Genomic DNA, 17,201 nt, shown 5'->3' on the forward strand with positions numbered 1-17,201 from the left:
TCAGAAGGCCACCGAAAGGTGGCCTTTTTTTGTTATCGGACGACCATCACCGGAATGTGCGTGTGGCGGATCACGCTTGAGGCATTTGACCCCAGCAGATGCGTGGTGATAGACGGATTACGTGAGCCGATAACAACTACGTCAGCTTTTATTTCTTCCGCCAGTTCATTGACGGCATCACGCACGCTGCCAAAGCGAACGTGCGTTTTTATACGTGATGGATCGATGCTGAAATGGCCTACCATCGTTTGCAGACGGGTTTCTGCTTCGTGCTGCAAATGCTCCTCAAAGCGACGCACATCGGCGGCAAAACGGTGCAGGCTCAGGCTGGCCGAACCTGGCAAGACGTGCATGAGGTGAATAATGCCCTCCTGTTGCGCGAGGAATTCTGCGTGACGTACGGCTTTATCGCTTAGTTCCATTTCGAAAACATCAACCGGCATAATGATTCTCTTATACATACCCGTTTCTCCTTGTTTATAAACGCTAAAACCATTCAAGCACAAAATAGTATGCGTTTCTGATATCTGTCTGGCACTTTTTAATGCTGAGGAGGTTTTCTTTGAGTGGGGCTGTAGAGTGGAGGCGTTACCAGTAGCGCTCAAGATAAAGCACTGCCGTGACGATGATCGCCATAAAAATAAGAAATGCAATGGTGATGCCCAGCACTTCACCCATGACCGTCCCCGCGGCACTGAAACGGATTAAGCCTGGATTAAGGTGTTTTTGTGATAAATAGTAAGAATGTGTGAAATTACAGAAAGAGGATGCCTTTGCATCCTCTGTGCAGCGCAGTGAGCGCGTGTTTAGGTGGGGTTAACGCAGGTAATCGCCCGCTGCTTCTGGCTGGTAGAGCAGTTCCAGCACTTCCAGGTGTGTAGAAACGCCGCCAGGCAATTCCCAGTGGATAGTATCGCCGGTACGCAGGCCAATCAGTGCCGCACCAACCGGTGCAAGAACCGAAAGCTGTGTGCTGCTGTCCGTCATTTGCGCGGGATACACCAGCGTGCGGGTACGTTCCTCACCGGTTGTGAGGTCGCGGAATTTGACCTGGCTGTTCATCGTCACCACATCATGCGGCATGGACTCGGGTGTACACATCTGTGCCCGATCCAGTTCGGCATTCAGCGCGTCGGCAATCGGCAGTGAGGCGAATTCTGGTTTTTCCAGGAGCCTGTCAATACGTTCTGCGTCGAGTTCATTAATGATAATTGTGGGTCTGGACATTTATTACTCCATGTCGTTAATGCTGCGTGTACCGCAGAAACCAATCCAAAAGAAAACCCTCGCCGTCTGGCAGCGAGGGTTTTAACTCTTCCGATGATACTGTCTGTGCGCGCAAGTTTGAAGTGATGCACATCACATTCATGGTGCATATGAATTTTTGGCGAAAAACGTGATCCCTCGCAAATTTGCATTATCCTTTTTAAGCGCCCTTTCCGGGGTGACTATCCGCATTCTGTGTTCCGTTGAGGAGATCTCATGAGCGATTACGACAAACTTACCTTGAAAGATGGCAGTTATTTGCACTTTAAGGACTGGGGAAGTGGGCAGCCGATTGTCTTTAGCCATGGCTGGCCACTGACGGCAGATGCTTTTGAAGATCAAATGTTATATCTGGGGTCAAAAGGATTTCGCGTAATTGCGCACGATCGCCGGGGTCATGGCCGTTCGGCACAGCCGTGGGACGGGCATAACATGGATCAGTACGCTGACGATCTTGCTGCGTTGACAGCACATCTGAATCTGAAAGATGCCGTTCACGTCGGCCATTCGACGGGCGGGGGAGAAGTAGCGCGATATATTGGTCGCCACGGTACTGCTCGGGTAGCAAAAGCGGTACTGATAGGTGCGGTGACACCGATTATGATCAAAACCGATTTCAACCCGAACGGGGTTCCTAAAGAGGTGTTTGATGGTATTCGGGATGGGGTGGTTAATGACCGGGCTGCATTCTTCTATGAACTTACCGCTGCATTTTATGGCTATAACCGCCCTGGTGCGAAAGAGTCAAAAGCGGTTCGGGAAAGTTTTGTTGAGCAGGGGCTTCAGGGCTCGATTAAGGCAATGTACGACTGCATAAAAGCCTTCTCAGAAACTGACCTGCGCGAAGATCTGAAAAAGATGACCATTCCGACGCTGGTGATCCATGGCGATGACGATCAAATCGTGCCATTCGAAACCTGCGGGAAAGTGGCGGCGGAGATCCTGCCTGATGCCCAACTGAAAGTGTATCCCGGCGGTTCGCACGGGATCTGCACCACCGAAAAACAGCAGATTAATGACGATTTGCTGAAATTTATTCAGTCTTAATCTGGGGCGGATTGCGTTACGCTGATCGTCCTGAATCAGGGCAATGAGCGAAGCGTATTTCGTGGCTGCCCCACCATTGAGAGAGCAATATGTACTTTTATCAACCTTCTCAGGGACACGGCCTGCCGCATGACCCGTTAAATGCCATTATCGGCCCACGGCCAATTGGCTGGATCTCTTCACGTGATAACGCCGGTCAGGCGAATCTCGCCCCCTATAGCTTTTTTAACTGCTTTAACTACCGCCCGCCAATCATTGGTTTTTCCAGCAACGGCTGGAAGGACAGTGTGCGAAATATTGTCGAGACGGGTGAGTTTGTCTGGAACCTTGCAACACGAGATCTCGCCGAAGCCATGAACCAAACATCAGCGATGTTACCGCATGGGGAGAATGAGTTTGCCTTTGCCGGGCTGACGCCAGCGGCGAGTCATCTGGTGAGCGCGTCCCGAGTGGCAGAAAGCCCGGTGAATTTTGAATGTCGTTTGTCGCAGTGTATTCAGCTAACCGGCGCAGACGGAACGGCGATTGATACCTGGCTGGTGTTAGGGGAAGTTGTCGGCATTCATATTGCCGAGTCGTTACTGGAGGACGGTATCTACCAGACCGCGAAAGCGCGGCCCATCCTGCGCGCAGGTGGACCATCGGCGTATTACGGCATCAGCGATGAGCACCGCTTTGACCTGGTGCGTCCTGGGGCTTAGTAACCCACTTTATCGATCACAAACTGTTTTCCGCAGTTACCCGGGTGTGGCTGTGGGGCGAAGGACGCGGAGGAGAGTGGCGCGTTGATGGTCGCGGCGTTAAGGGAAATTTGCATTTCCGTCAGATAAGCCGGGTTCCCGTCACAACTGAGTTTCACCGCGTTAACGCTGGCTTTGCCCCAGCTTTTGGCTACGGCATCATTGAAATCGCGGCGAGACACCGTTTTACCGTAGTTTTCCGCTAAAAAGTGTCCCAGGGCACTGCTCCTCACATCCTGATTCATGCGCACCATTGTGCCGAAATAGGCGTCAGGATCGAAGCCAAAGCAGACCCCATGCTTGGCATATTCATACCGTTCAAGACAGGCGTTACCGCCCGCGCCGGGCATCACGTTGCTGAGCTTTGCCGCCGTTTCCAGTGACAAACCCGTTTCAGCCGCCGAACATTTCCGGCTACCTTTCACCTCTGGCATGTTGGGGATCGGGCGCGTGGCACAACCAAAACGCATCCAGCGACGTTCATCGACTCCACGAGCGGCAATCGATTTTGGTAGACCAGGCCACAAGCCGTGAACCGTGAGGAAATCCGTTTTGGTCGCACTCTCTTTTTGCAGTCGACACTCGTCAGGCTCATTACGATTGCGATCGTGCATGCTCTGACAGAACCCGGTTTGCCAGGAAAGCGCCAATACATAGCGGTCGAAATCCGCATACTGAGTGGCCTTAAGCGGTTCTGCCTGTGCGGAGAAAACGCAGAGTGCAAGCGCCATCGCGCCAGACGGGATAACGACATCCTTTCTGAACATTTGAATTCCTGATTAATTAAGAGAGAGTGATTTACGGGAACGATTAAAGCACAAAAAGCGCCCGTAGGCGCTTTTTGTGTGCAGAGAACCGTTAGCTGACGGCCGTTCCTGGAACCAGAATTTCAGTCGCGATGATCACGATGATCAGACCAACAAGGACCGGAACCGATGTGCGTTTTACCACTTCAAATGGCGAGATTTTTGCCATCCCGGCAACGGCTACCACTACGCCGGAAACCGGGGAAATGGTGCGTCCCAGGTTTGACGCCTGCAACATCGGGATAGAGAGATAAGCCGGGTTAATGCCGGAAGAGTGCGCCAGTTTAGGGATCATTTCGACAAAGGCGTAGAACGGGGCGTTACCGGAGCCGGTCGTCATTGCCGCTAGCATGGTCAGAATGACCAGCACCAGCATCAGGATGATACTGGCTGAACCAAACGACGTGGCGATGGAGATCAGACTCTGGATAAAGCCAATTGTGCTAAGCCCCTGAGCAAAGACGCCCGCGGCGACCAGCAGCATGACCACGCCCGCAAAGGCGTCCGCCATACCACGATAGGCCACTTCCAGACCCGAGAAAACCTTCTGTGTATTAAAGCCACGCACGAATTCCAGAACCGCAGCCAGCAGCATACAGATGACCAGAATGGTGATGATATGTAGCTGAGGGCCCCATTTCCCGTCAAAAATCAGCACCCCGATGATCGGAGTAAAGGGCAGGATGGCGTAGAACGACGGTGCAGTGGTGGTGATTTCGCTCACATCCAGCATCTCGTGGCTGATGTTCTCTTTTTTGTCGAGATAGCGCTGCCAGAAAAAGTGCGCAACTGCCATGCCGATAATGGCGGCAATGGAAATTGGCAGCGTGGTTTTAAAGGCAAAGTCGATCAGCGACATTTCAGCGGCTTTAGCGGCGAGGACCACGTCGCCTGATGTTGGCGAAAGAATAATGGCTGCCGGAGAGGCACAAATGGCGGCGGCTGCACCACGGCTAATTCCTACGTTGACCATCACCGGGAACAGGGTCGCCATTAACAATACGCCAAGCCCCGTCGCGGAGGAGACGGCTAGTGACATCAGGCAGGCAACGAAATAAGCCGCAATCATCAGCAGGTAAGGAGAGTTAATGTACTGCAGTGGTTTAGAGGCGAGCTTTACGACCATATCATTTGCACCGATATGGGTCATGTAGGCGGCAAAACCACACAGCATCATGATCATCATGCCGAGATCACCGCCGCGGCTCATCAGCAGGATCTTGATGTATTCCACGATGTCGGTTGCGGTGTACCCCGTCGTGGTCTCACTGGCCGGTAAGACCTTATGGCCCATCAATGCGCTGATTATGAGTAGCGTCAGACCGCCAACGAATAAGACGCCGGTTGCTGAGTAGCCTTTGATGATGTAGCGCGCGACACCGACGATGACGACGACTCCGATAAGGAGCTCGATAAACGTAAGCATGGTTTCCCCTGTATCCTTGCTGCCCGAGAGCACAAATAGTCAATAAAAAAAGAAGGAAGAAATGTGCCGAAATAATGGTCTGTCATTGCTGATTAAAATCAATAAACAGACTACTAAAGAAGATATCGACGATATTTTGCCATTGCTGCGTCATTTATGTCATGACGCGATTGACCATCTTAATCATGATTGTATGTCATTAAATTGAAACTGAAATGTTAGATAGTTGGGTGTGTTTCATCAGGCAATTGATTAAGAAAGTAAAACTATTTAAAAGCACTTTTCATTCATTTCACTCCCTGCCTATACTCGAGCCACTTTCGTTCACTCTGATGACGCTGATATGCACGCCAACTGGACCTATCGTCTGCGCTTTCTCAAAAAACATCTGCTGATGTTTTTGATTGCGTTTGGCTGGTTGTTGATCCAGAGCCAGGTTGCTGTCGCTTCTCACGATTGCTCAATGAACCTTCGGGGAGACGTCGCCGCTATCCAGCATATGGATATGGTGGCAAAACCCAGCCCTCATAACGCTGTCGATGCCTCCGCGCTGTGTGAAAAACATTGCGTGCCAGAGCAGGCACAAAAAGATCCGGCACAGCCGCATCTGGTCGCACTTCCTGCGGCGATGAGCCTTTCCCTCAATACGCCAGAATGCACCTCAGTTCGTCATTCAGTATGGTCTGTTACCCCTCCCGCAGCAGGGCCGCCGGCAACGATCCGTTTTTGCCGGTTTAGAGAGTAAAAACCTGTTAATTCGTTGAATTTATTTTAATTTACGTTTAACAGGAGCTTTATCATGCGTGCATTATTCTTTTCCGCGCTGCTTGGCGCATCGCTGTCCTTTTCACCTCTTGCCGCTCAGGCAAACGAGGTATCCGTACCGTCTGTCCAGCGTTGGCAGGGACAAGGCGTTGTTCAGTCTCTTTCCGAACAGTCTGTCATGCTCCAGCACGATGCCATTCCAGAACTGAAATGGCCGGCCATGACGATGCCTTTTACCTTGTCTGCGAATGCGGCGCTGAATGGCGCAAAACCGGGAGACAAGGTGACCTTCACGCTTGAACGGTCGGGTGACGGTTTTCACATCGTCTCGCTGACGCCACTGCGCTAAGCGAGGTTTCCATGAAACAACACACACTGAGCCTGTGGCTCGGTGGGGTGTTGTTCGGGCTGCTGAGCTCTGCCGTACAGGCGGAGCCGTGGACGCTCGAACAAACCCTGACCGAAGCCCAGCGTTATTCTGCTGAACTATCTGCCAGTCGTAACGAAGCACAGGCGCTGGATGCAATGGCCGATTCTGCCACCCAGCTTCCCGATCCCAAACTGAAATTTGGTATTGAAAACGTCCCCGTACAGGGCAGTAACGACCGCAGACTGACGCGTGAAGGCATGACGATGCAAAAAATAGGCATCATGCAAAGCTACGTCAGTTCGGAAAAGCGGGAGCGTAAGGCGCAAACATTTCAGGCGCAGGCCAGGGGCGTCCTGGCAAAATCTGAAGCCATTCGTGCGGCCCTTCAACGTGATACCGCACAGGCATGGCTGGATCTGGCTCTGGCGCAGCAGGGGCTGAAAATGGCTAAAGCGTTGGTGAGCGAGACAGAGCGCCAGGGAGGTGTGCAAAAAGCCAGCGTAGGGGCAGGAAGTTCAACCCCTGATAGTGTTCTGGCATTGCAGATGACACTGAGCGCCATGCGCGATAAAGAGACGCTTGCCCTTCGTGATGTTCAACTGGCGCAAAGTCGTTTGTTGCAACTGACGGGGCAATCAATCTCAGCGGTGAGCGGACCTCTCCCACGCTATCAGCGTTTGCCTGCGGATGAAAAAATGCTTGAGGAGGCCATCATTCAGCATCCGGAAGTCGAAGCTGCCCGGCGCGAGGCGGAAACCGCGAAAGCCCGTTCTGCTCAGTCCGCAGTTGCCGCTATTCCTGATGTCGACGTTGAGGTGTTCTACGCTCACCGGGCTGAAGGATATGACGATATGGCGGGGGTGATGTTCAGCGTTGACCTGCCTATTTTCCAGTCTAAACGCCAGGATAAAGATTATGCCGCAGATGTTTCCCGCTCAATGCAGGCCGTCGACCAGCTCACGCTGATCAAACGTGAGCACGTTGCGCAGGTTCAGTCACTGGTTGCGCAGTACCAGGCGGCGCAAACGCTGTGGCAGAGACAACGCCAGGAGATATTGCCGTTACAGCGCCAGCGTCTGGATGTGATGACGGCGCAGTATCGCTCGGGACAGACCGATCTTCCGGGGCTGCTGGAGGCACGCCGCAGCGTGCTGGATACCGAACTGGCGGCCAATCAGGCTGAGCGCGAAATGGCGCGCACCTGGGCCGCGATCCAATGGCTGATCCCGCAGGAGCTGGCTCGATGAAAAAAACAACCTTAACGGCGATCGCGATCGCTGTCCTGCTGGCGGCCAGTGGCGGTTACTACGCAGGGCAAAAGCAGACTCATCAACCAGCGACGTCTTCTCAATCCGCTGAGCGCAAAGTGCTTTACTGGTACGACCCGATGATGCCTGGCCAGCGTTTTGATAAACCCGGTAAATCACCTTTTATGGATATGGAGCTGGTTCCACGCTATGCCGATGAGGAGAAAGGGGCTGCCCGTGTGGGAATTAGCACGCAGCAGCAACAAAACCTCGGCATGAAAACGGCCAACGCACAAATGCGGCAGTTAGTTTCACCCTTCTCGGCGTTTGCCACAGTAACAACCGATGAACGCAGTGTGACGGTGGTGTCTGCACCAGCAAACGGTGTGGTGTCACGGTTGTTTGTCAGTGCGCCGCAGCAACAGGTGAAAGCGGGTGAACCTTTGGCGCAGCTCTGGCTTCCGCAATGGACGACTGCGCAGCAGGAATATCTGGCCGTGCGCAAGCTTGGTGACCCTGGTCTGACTCGTGCAGCCCGCGAACGACTGGCATTGCAGTTTATGCCTGAAGAGGTGATTCGCGCGCTGGAACGAAGTGGAAAACCCCAGACCACGCTAACCCTTCGGGCAACAAAAGCGGGTTATGTCGTGAAACTCGATGTGCGGGAAGGCGCACAAATTGCCGCCATGACACCGCTTTTTGAGATAGCCCAGCGCGATCCGGTATGGCTGGTGATCGACTACCCGCAAACGCAGGCGCAGTCCCTTACCGTGGGCAGCAAAATGGTGGCGACAACGGAGAGCTGGCCGGGAGAGCAATTCCACGGCACGGTCAGTGAATTGCTGCCGCAGATGGAAACCATCACGCGAACACTGAAAGCCCGTATCGTGCTGGATAATTCCGGGCAGAAGCTCAAACCGGGCATGTATCTCAACGTGTCACGAAGTGAGGTGGTGCAGCACGCTCCGGTGCTGGCTGTGCCGGAAGAGGCGGTCATTAACAGTGGTGAGTCAACCCGGTTGTTGCTTGCCACGGGGGATGGCTACTTCCGACCCATAGAGGTGACTACGGGGATCACGGCTCAGGGATGGACGGAAATTCGCTCGGGGTTAAACGTGGGGGATAGCGTGGTTACCTCTGGGCAGTTCCTGATTGACTCTGAGGCCAGCCTCCGTAGCGTGATACCGGAGGTGGCGCAATGATTGCGGCGATTATTCGGGCCTCATTACGTAACCGGCTGCTGGTGATCCTCGCCGCAGTCGTTATGGCGGGCTGGGGGATGTGGGCAGTACAGCGTGCTCCACTGGACGCACTGCCGGACTTATCGGACGTGCAGGTTATCGTCAAAGCGAGCTACCCAGGCAAAGCGCCACAGGTGATTGAAGATCAAGTAACCTGGCCGCTCACCACCTCGATGCTCTCTGTTCCTGGCGCCAAAACGGTACGTGGCTTTTCGATGTTTGGTGATGCCTATGTCTATGTGCTGTTTGAAGATGGCACAGATCTCTACTGGGCGCGCGCCAGAGTATTGGAGTATTTAAGCCAGGTGCAGTCGCAATTTCCGGCGGGTGTAAAAGTGTCGCTGGGGCCGGACGCCACGGGCGTCGGCTGGATCTACGAATATGCGTTGATCGACCGAAGCGGCAAACATAGCCTGGCAGATTTACGGGCGTTGCAGGACTGGACGCTGAAGTTTGAACTGAAGACGGTTCCCAACGTTTCGGAAGTGGCCAGCGTTGGCGGAATGGTTCGTCAGTACCAGATTGTGGCGGACCCTGCGAAGATGCGCGCACTGAATATAACCCATAGCCAGTTATCCAGTGCCGTTCAGGCGGCCAATAAGGAGAGTGGCGGTGCATTGCTGGAAATGGGCGAAGCGGAGTATATGGTGCGCACCACCGGCTATTTACGTTCACTGGACGATTTCCGCAATGTGGTGATCACCAGCCGTGATGGTGTGCCGATTCTCTTAAAAGATGTGGCGACCATCGGCTTTGGTCCTGAAATCCGTCGCGGTGTGGCTGAGCTGAATGGCGAGGGTGAAGTGGCAGGCGGTGTCGTGGTGATGCGCTACGGGCAGAATGCGCTGGAGACGATCCATGCCGTGAAAGATAAGCTGCGCGAACTGCAAAAAGCCTTGTCGCAAGGGGTGGAGATTGTCCCGGTCTATGATCGCTCAACGCTCATCGAAGAGTCGGTCAAGACGCTGACCCATAAACTCCTGGAGGAGTTTGCTGTCGTCGTCGTGGTTTGTGCGCTTTTCTTGTTCCACTTCCGTTCTGCGCTGGTGGCCATTGTTTCGCTCCCACTCGGGATTTTGGGAGCGTTTGTGGTGATGCATTATCAGGGCATCAACGCCAACATCATGTCGCTTGGCGGAATCGCGATTGCCATTGGGGCAATGGTGGATGCCGCGATTGTGATGATTGAAAATATGCATAAGGTACTGGAGCAGTGGCGGCATGATCATCCCGATAAAACGCCATCGTCAGCGGATTACTGGCATCTGGCTGAACGCGCGGCGGTGGAAGTGGGGCCTGCACTTTTTTGCAGCCTGCTGATTATTACGCTGTCGTTCATTCCTGTGTTTTCCCTTGAGGCGCAGGAAGGGCGCATGTTCTCGCCGCTGGCGTTTACCAAAACCTGGTCAATGGCGGTGGCAGCGGGGCTGGGGATTACTTTGGTTCCGGTTTTGATGGGATATTTTATTCGCGGGAACATTCCGGATGAAAAGGCAAATCCTGTTAATCGGGTGTTGATCCGTCTGTATGAGCCGATTCTGGATCGGGTGCTTTCTTTCCCAAAAACCACGCTGGCGCTTGCATTTGTGTTACTGCTCGTTACGTTCTGGCCATTAAGCCGCCTGGGCAGTGAGTTTATGCCGCCGCTGGATGAGGGCGATTTACTGTATATGCCATCAACGCTGCCGGGGATTTCCGCCCGTGAAGCATCAAGACTACTCCAGCAGACAGATCGGTTGATCAAAAGCGTACCAGAAGTGGCGAGTGTGTTTGGTAAAGTGGGAAGGGCAGACACGGCGACCGATCCTGCGCCGCTCACGATGCTGGAGACGACGATTCACTTTAAACCGCGTGACCAGTGGCGGCCTGGCATGACGACGCAAAAACTGGTGGAAGAGCTGGATAAAACGGTGTCAGTTCCGGGGATTGCCAACGTGTGGGTTCCGCCGATCCGTAACCGGCTGGATATGCTGGCGACGGGGATAAAAAGCCCGGTAGGGATTAAGGTGAACGGCAATAATATTGCTGACATTGAGCGTGTTGCACAGCAAATTGAGCATGTGGTGAAACAGGTCCCAGGGGTAACATCAGCACTTGCAGAGCGGCTGGCGGGTGGCCGCTATGTGGATATTCGTATCGACAGGCAGAAAGCGGCGCGTTATGGCGTTTCGGTCGACGAACTGCAAAGTATGGTCTCTACGCTGGTGGGAGGCGATAACATCGGTGAGGTGATTCAGGGGCGGGAGCGCTACCCTGTCAACCTGCGTTACCCACGTGATTTGCGCGATAATATCGATAAGTTACGGGTACTGCCGGTGGTGACCGCGAATGGTAGCCAGGTGGCGCTGGGCGAGTTGGCGGATATTGTTGTGACCGAGGGGCCGCCGATGCTTAAAAGCGAGAACGCGCGGCTTTCAAACTGGATTTATGTCGACCTGCGTGGGCGAGATTTGAAGTCTGCCGTTGATGAGATGCAGAAGCGAGTGGCGGAGCATGTGGTGTTGCCGCAAGGGGTTTCCCTCTCCTGGTCAGGGCAATTTGAATATCTTGAGCGTGCAACGGCTAAGCTGCAAATAGTCCTGCCGGTAACGCTAATGATTATATTTATACTTCTATGGCTCACCTTTAAACGTATTTCAGATGTCCTGATAATAATGGGGACATTACCCTTCGCGCTCATTGGTGGAGTATGGTTGCTATGGTTGCTTGAATATAACCTTTCCGTGGCGGGGGCGGTTGGCTTTATAGCCCTCTCCGGTGTCGCCGCCGAGTTTGGCGTAATAATGGTTCTCTATTTAAATCATGCCCTGGATAAATATCATAGCCGCGAACCTGAGGGAGGAAATGCGATGCTGATGCGGGCTATCCACGAAGGCGCGGTGCTGAGAGTCAGGCCGAAAGTGATGACCGTTGCGACCATCATGGCAGGATTGCTGCCCATTATGTGGGGAGGCGGCAGTGGATCAGAGGTGATGCAACGCATTGCTGCACCTATGATCGGAGGCATGGTGACTGCGCCGTTGCTGTCCATGCTGGTTATTCCTGCACTCTATAAGTTGTTACATCAGCGTTAAAGGTACATCCTGCATGCTATTATTTTGGCATGCAGGTATTCATTTCTCAGAATATTCCCAGATTTATCGTGGTTAATTAGGAATGACGGCGATGCTGTTAAGTATCCATTCAACTATTCTGTGGTAAACTTTGCCTCGAATACTAAAAATGGTAATTGCATTGTGATCGTACGAAATAAATTTTTCCTGATTTTATTGTTTATTTTTGGGCAGTTAACGTTTTCCTCTGTGGCAACGGCAGGCGAAAACGCGACGGACAAAGGGTGGTTCTCAACCTTTACGGATAACGTTGCGCAAACCTGGAAGGAGCCAGAGCATTACGATCTCTATATTCCGGCAATAACGTGGCACGCACGTTTTGCTTACGACAAAGAAAAAACAGATAAATACAACGAACGTCCATGGGGGGCTGGTTTTGGTCAGTCCCGGTGGGATGAGCAGGGCAACTGGCACGGCTTGTATCTGATGGCGTTTAAAGACTCTTTCAACAAGTGGGAGCCGATCGGCGGTTACGGCTGGGAGAAAACCTGGCGTCCACTGGCTGATGACAACTTCCGCCTGGGCCTGGGGTATACTGCGGGTTTTACCGCTCGAGATAACTGGAAATATATCCCTATTCCGGTCCTGTTGCCGTTGGCTTCTGTTGGTTATGGCCCGGCAACATTCCAGATGACGTACATTCCGGGGACATACAATAACGGAAACGTTTACTTTGCCTGGATGCGGTTCCAGTTTTAACTGAAAAAATGCGGTGTTCTGGCGGAAAAAGAGACTGGCTTTGAATCCAAAAGGATAAAAAGCCAGCAAGAAAAATTAACGCGACTTTTGTCACTTTTTATCAAAGATCCACTGGACAAAACGTCCCACAATTGTTGTACTGATACCGACACAGCATTTGTGTCGTTTTTTCATGTAAAGGTAATTTTGATGTCTAAGATTAAAGGTAACGTTAAGTGGTTTAATGAGTCCAAAGGATTCGGTTTCATTACTCCGGAAGATGGCAGCAAAGACGTGTTCGTACACTTCTCTGCAATCCAGACTAATGGTTTCAAAACCCTGGCTGAAGGTCAGCGTGTTGAGTTTGAAATCACTAACGGTGCCAAAGGCCCTTCTGCTGCTAACGTAATCGCTCTGTAATTCAGACGCGTCAGCAAGAATTTCAAAACCCGCTCATTGAGCGGGTTTTTTTTCGTTATAAATCAGCCAATCAGATACATTTTCAGAAAACTGGCTATGATAAGAACGCTCAGCAACACCATCCCCGCACTCATCAAACTCTCTTTCATACCATCACCCTCATTCAGTCTTGCAGCCAGAGTGACAGAGAAAAATTAAGCCAACATTAACGTTTTGTTGTTATTGTGGGCTGGCAGAAGAAAAAAGCCAAAATGCGATCGCCGTCATCGCAAATGAGCCGAACAGATTGATGGCAATGTTGGTTAGTGCCCATGTCACGCGGCCTTCCTGAAAAAGGAACACCACTTCCGCCGAGAATGTCGAGAAAGTCGTCAGGCCGCCGCAGAAGCCGGTTGTGAGCAGCAACTTCCATACCGGATCGATATTTGTCATCCGGTTAAACCAGGCGAGCCCCATACCAATAATAAATGCACCAATAAGGTTTGCCGCCAGAGTCCCCATTGGAATCGCCTGATGCATGGGATTAAACCGCATGCTTAAGAACCACCGCGCAACGCTACCCGTGCCACCACCAATAAAAACGGCTAAAAGTAGTTGAAACACTGTAAATACCTGCTATTTGATGTGTAAGGACATCGAGTGTAACGCTGTTTTCGCTGAGGGGACAAATATGTATGTTGCGGTAGGGCAGTTTGCGGTGACTCCTGTCTGGGAAGAGAACGCGCAGATATGCATCGATTTGATGGCACAAGCGTGGCGAAAAGGGGCCTCTATGCTGGTGCTGCCCGAAGCTCTGCTGGCACGAGCTGACGATGACCCAGATTTATCAGTAAAGTCGGCTCAGCCTCTGGAAGGGGGGTTTTTACAATCACTGCTGGAGGCCAGTACCGGCAAAACCATGACGACCATCCTGACTATCCATATTCCTTCTGCGCCGGGACGTGCGGTCAATACGCTGGTGGCAATACGTGATGGTGTCGTTATCGCGCAATACGCCAAGTTGCATCTCTATGATGCCTTCAATCTTCAGGAATCAAGATTGGTCGATCCGGGAAAGCGGGTTCCGGAATTGATCGATGTTACAGGTGTCCGTATTGGGTTGATGACTTGCTATGATGTACGTTTCCCTGAGCTGGCACTGAATTTAGCCTTAAAAGGTGCTGATGTGCTGGTTTTACCTGCGGCATGGGTTAAAGGTCCGCTCAAGGAGCATCACTGGGCAACTTTGCTTGCTGCGCGCGCACTTGATACCACGTGTTATGTCGTGGCTGCGGGAGAATGCGGTAATAAAAATATCGGCCAAAGCCGGGTTGTGGATCCATTCGGTGTCACCGTAGCCGCTGCTGCTGAAGGTCCTGCACTGTTGCTCGCTGAGATTGATACGAAGCGGGTTGCACAGGCGCGCCAGCAGTTACCGGTTCTTCGTAATCGCCGGTTTGCGCCACCGCAATTATTGTGATGTTTTTTTCAACAATGCTTGATTCACCTTGTTACAGATTGCTATTGTGTGCGCGCGTCAAATGACCGTTAATAAGATCAGGTTTTGGGTGCTGAATGCAGCCTGTTTTATGTGAAGAAGGTATCTATGGGTGAGATTAGTATTACCAAACTGCTGGTGGTTGCCGCACTGGTTGTCCTGCTGTTTGGTACCAAGAAGTTACGCACATTGGGTGGCGACCTGGGTGCTGCAATTAAAGGCTTCAAAAAAGCGATGAATGACGATGACGCGGCAGCGAAGAAAAGCGCCGAAGATGATGTCCCTGCTGAGAAGCTTTCTCACAAAGAGTAATAGCATTGCCTGTGGGCTTGCGAAAAAAAACCGGCTTAAATGGCCGGTTTTTTTATCTCGGAACTGTAAATAAATATTACTGTGTTATTTTACTTCTTCGCCTTTCGCCTGCATGTCAGCGTGATATGACGAACGAACAAATGGACCGCACGCTGCGTGGGTAAAGCCCATCGCCATTGCTTCGGCTTTCATTTCGTCGAATTCATCCGGGCTGACGTAACGTTGTACAGGCAGGTGATGGCGGCTCGGCTGCAGATACTGACCTAATGTCAGCATCGTTACGCCATGACGACGCAGATCGCGCATGACTTCTACGATCTCGGCATTTGTTTCACCTAACCCAACCATCAAACCTGATTTAGTCGGGATATGCGGATGCGCTTCTTTAAAACGCTCCAGCAGCTTAAGTGACCAGTTATAATCAGCTCCAGGGCGAACCTGACGGTAAATGCGTGGCACGTTCTCCAGGTTGTGGTTAAACACATCTGGCGGCGTGGCAGTCAGAATTTCCAGCGCACGATCCATACGGCCACGGAAGTCAGGAACCAGCGTTTCAATTTTAATGCTCGGGCTCTTTTCTCTAATGGCGGAGATGCAGTCAGCGAAGTGCTGAGCACCGCCATCACGCAGGTCATCACGGTCAACGGATGTAATGACCACATAGCGCAGTGCCATATCGGCAATAGTTTGAGCCAGTTTTTGTGGTTCGTTAGCATCTGGCGCAACAGGGCGGCCATGAGCAACATCACAGAACGGACAGCGACGGGTACAGATTGCACCCAAAATCATAAATGTGGCTGTGCCGTGGTTGAAACATTCAGCAAGATTGGGGCAAGAGGCTTCTTCACAGACAGAATGAAGACCATTTTTGCGCATCGCCGCTTTGATCCCCTGGATACGCGAAGAGTCTGCCGGTAGTTTGATTTTCATCCATTCCGGTTTTCTTAACAGCGCTTCGCGCTCTGTAGCCACGTTTTTAACCGGGATAAGGGCCATTTTATCGGCATCGCGGTATTTAACACCGCGTTCCATCACAATGGGTTTACTCATAGCATGCGTGTTCCAGTTGCGAATATCGAAGGAAAGCGTTTCAATTCAAGGGAATGTTGTATTTATCAACTATTTTTGAACTAACGACAGGCAGTATATCATTGAAACGGTCGATAAAGCAGCCTGTCAGGTCGCCAATTTGTAAAATAGTTGTTGGTTTGTGCCTTTTGCCCTGCATAAGGCAGGGGCTTATGTTGAACACCCAGGTCAGAAGGCCTGGCGAATGATGTTGATGACGTTTTCGAGGACCGGATCGCGCAGGCTGAGTTTGTTGTAATGAAGAGATATTTCAATAGATTCGGTGTTCAGCGGGTCAAAAGGAATGCTTTCAAGTGGCCAGCACTGGCGAAGCAGATTGTACAAGCGCGATGGCATAACACACAGCATGTCACTGCTACCAATCATAGACGCAATAGTAAACATATTGTAACTGCTGAAGCTAACCTGACGCTCAGGGAAGATTTCATCAACTCGCTGTCGAAGAGGGTTCAGGCGTTGCCCTTCGGCCATAAAAGATGAATGTTCATAGCTGCGAAGATTATCCACCGTTAAAGGCTGACTGAGAGCCGGGTGCTGCTTACGACACACCAGCAAAAGGTGGTCTGCATAGAGTACATTTTGCCCTAATGCTCTGGCGCCAAAATGGTTGCTATCGATAATCAGGTCGGTCTGGAATTGTGCAAGTTGCGTTTCGGCATCGCTTACGGGAATGTTGCGAAGCAACAGCTGAGGAGCATGCTGCTTCACAGCCTGGTAAATGGCTGGCAGAACAAGTACACCAACAGAGGGCGATGTTCCTATGGTGATGGTTCTTTGCTTGTCGTAACTCCCGGTTAAGTCCAGAGCCCCCAGAATAGATTCTAGCCCCTGGCTAATGTACTCGTGAAGGTGGGTCGCATAGGCAGTAGGCGTGACGCCCTGGCCTTTACGAATAAATAACGGATCGGGAAATATGGCACGCAATTTTTGAATTGACTGACTAATAGCAGAAGGCGTGAGATTAAGAATTTTCGCAGCGTTAACGATACCCTTATGGACATATACTGCCTCAAAAATAGTCAGCAAATTGAGGTCAATATTACGTAAAGTCCGAAAAATTTGCGGCTTATCTTCGCCGCCAGGTTCATTCAGGCGTTTGGCTGGTAAATTATTATACTCCACGCTTTCACTCCGTATTCATTCACAATATGAATGATAGTTGAATTTATTTATTGTGCTTGTAGATATTCGTAAAGTGTTTTGT

Annotated in this window: 19 protein-coding genes; 11 read left to right on the plus strand and 8 right to left on the minus strand. The window is 51.7% G+C overall.

From position 1 onward, the window contains the following. Positions 1-32: 32 nt before the first annotated feature. From uspG to rnk, 3 genes are all read right to left on the minus strand, one after another. Entirely contained in the window at positions 33-461 is a 429-nt protein-coding gene (gene uspG / locus GF617_RS01465) for a universal stress protein UspG (protein ID WP_181622638.1), read from the minus strand. 127 nt (positions 462-588) lie between these two features. Then, on the minus strand, positions 589-678 hold the full coding sequence (gene yldA / locus GF617_RS27400; RefSeq protein ID WP_275943328.1) for a small membrane protein YldA: 90 nt from the start codon (positions 676-678) through the stop codon (positions 589-591). A gap of 138 nt (positions 679-816) precedes the next feature. After that, positions 817-1,227 carry a nucleoside diphosphate kinase regulator gene (gene rnk, locus GF617_RS01470; protein ID WP_181622639.1) on the minus strand — a complete coding sequence of 137 codons (411 nt, stop codon included), beginning with the start codon at positions 1,225-1,227 and terminating at the stop codon, positions 817-819. Between the two features lie 255 nt (positions 1,228-1,482). Between rnk and GF617_RS01475 the strand changes: the two genes are divergently transcribed. Continuing rightward, a complete protein-coding gene (locus GF617_RS01475; RefSeq protein WP_181622640.1) occupies positions 1,483-2,313 on the plus strand; it encodes an alpha/beta fold hydrolase in 831 nt (276 codons plus the stop codon). An 89-nt stretch (positions 2,314-2,402) separates the two neighbouring features. Further along, complete coding sequence (locus tag GF617_RS01480; RefSeq protein ID WP_181622641.1) at positions 2,403-3,014, plus strand: flavin reductase family protein; 612 nt, start codon at positions 2,403-2,405, stop codon at positions 3,012-3,014. On the opposite strand, the gene rna is transcribed toward GF617_RS01480, so the two are convergent. Then, a complete protein-coding gene (gene rna / locus GF617_RS01485; RefSeq protein ID WP_203450913.1) occupies positions 3,011-3,820 on the minus strand; it encodes a ribonuclease I in 810 nt (269 codons plus the stop codon). The genes GF617_RS01480 and rna overlap by 4 nt on opposite strands. Before the next feature lie 91 nt (positions 3,821-3,911). After that, complete coding sequence (gene dcuC / locus GF617_RS01490) at positions 3,912-5,285, minus strand: anaerobic C4-dicarboxylate transporter DcuC (protein WP_181622643.1); 1,374 nt, start codon at positions 5,283-5,285, stop codon at positions 3,912-3,914. A 343-nt stretch (positions 5,286-5,628) separates the two neighbouring features. Between dcuC and GF617_RS01495 the strand changes: the two genes are divergently transcribed. The 7 genes from GF617_RS01495 (at position 5,629) to cspE (ending at position 13,119) form a co-directional block, all read left to right on the plus strand. Continuing rightward, a complete protein-coding gene (locus GF617_RS01495) occupies positions 5,629-6,030 on the plus strand; it encodes a hypothetical protein (protein WP_181622644.1) in 402 nt (133 codons plus the stop codon). Positions 6,031-6,084: 54 nt separating this feature from the next. Then, positions 6,085-6,399, plus strand: coding sequence for a copper-binding protein (locus GF617_RS01500; RefSeq protein ID WP_181622645.1), 315 nt, complete (start codon positions 6,085-6,087; stop codon positions 6,397-6,399). An 11-nt stretch (positions 6,400-6,410) separates the two neighbouring features. Next, complete coding sequence (locus GF617_RS01505; protein ID WP_203450914.1) at positions 6,411-7,667, plus strand: TolC family protein; 1,257 nt, start codon at positions 6,411-6,413, stop codon at positions 7,665-7,667. After that, positions 7,664-8,869: an efflux RND transporter periplasmic adaptor subunit gene (locus GF617_RS01510; protein WP_203450915.1), complete on the plus strand. Its 1,206-nt coding sequence runs from the start codon at positions 7,664-7,666 to the stop codon at positions 8,867-8,869. The genes GF617_RS01505 and GF617_RS01510 overlap by 4 nt, the downstream gene beginning before the upstream one ends. Then, positions 8,866-11,982 carry an efflux RND transporter permease subunit gene (locus GF617_RS01515; RefSeq protein ID WP_203450916.1) on the plus strand — a complete coding sequence of 1,039 codons (3,117 nt, stop codon included), beginning with the start codon at positions 8,866-8,868 and terminating at the stop codon, positions 11,980-11,982. Before GF617_RS01510 ends, GF617_RS01515 begins: the two co-directional genes overlap by 4 nt. Before the next feature lie 120 nt (positions 11,983-12,102). Continuing rightward, the gene (gene pagP / locus GF617_RS01520) at positions 12,103-12,720 is read left to right on the plus strand and encodes a lipid IV(A) palmitoyltransferase PagP (RefSeq protein ID WP_375289243.1); all 618 of its coding nucleotides are present in this window, start codon (positions 12,103-12,105) and stop codon (positions 12,718-12,720) included. 189 nt (positions 12,721-12,909) lie between these two features. Next, entirely contained in the window at positions 12,910-13,119 is a 210-nt protein-coding gene (cspE, locus tag GF617_RS01525) for a transcription antiterminator/RNA stability regulator CspE (protein ID WP_000034825.1), read from the plus strand. Between the two features lie 219 nt (positions 13,120-13,338). Here cspE and crcB read toward each other — a convergent pair whose 3' ends face one another. Next, the gene (crcB, locus tag GF617_RS01530) at positions 13,339-13,722 is read right to left on the minus strand and encodes a fluoride efflux transporter CrcB (protein ID WP_181622649.1); all 384 of its coding nucleotides are present in this window, start codon (positions 13,720-13,722) and stop codon (positions 13,339-13,341) included. A 67-nt stretch (positions 13,723-13,789) separates the two neighbouring features. On the opposite strand from crcB, the gene GF617_RS01535 reads away from it, so the two are divergent. After that, positions 13,790-14,578 (plus strand): deaminated glutathione amidase, encoded by a 789-nt coding sequence (locus GF617_RS01535; protein WP_203450917.1) that lies wholly within the window; start codon positions 13,790-13,792, stop codon positions 14,576-14,578. Positions 14,579-14,704: 126 nt separating this feature from the next. Then, positions 14,705-14,908: a twin-arginine translocase subunit TatE gene (gene tatE / locus GF617_RS01540; protein ID WP_014069320.1), complete on the plus strand. Its 204-nt coding sequence runs from the start codon at positions 14,705-14,707 to the stop codon at positions 14,906-14,908. Between the two features lie 84 nt (positions 14,909-14,992). Here tatE and lipA read toward each other — a convergent pair whose 3' ends face one another. Beyond that, complete coding sequence (lipA, locus tag GF617_RS01545) at positions 14,993-15,958, minus strand: lipoyl synthase (protein WP_181622651.1); 966 nt, start codon at positions 15,956-15,958, stop codon at positions 14,993-14,995. A gap of 207 nt (positions 15,959-16,165) precedes the next feature. Continuing rightward, positions 16,166-17,119, minus strand: a complete 954-nt coding sequence (locus GF617_RS01550) for a YbeF family transcriptional regulator (protein ID WP_181622652.1) — start codon at positions 17,117-17,119, stop codon at positions 16,166-16,168. Between the last annotated feature and the right edge of the window lie 82 nt (positions 17,120-17,201).

Source organism: Lelliottia sp. RWM.1, from assembly GCF_016859735.1.
Taxonomy (GTDB): Bacteria; Pseudomonadota; Gammaproteobacteria; order Enterobacterales; family Enterobacteriaceae; genus Enterobacter.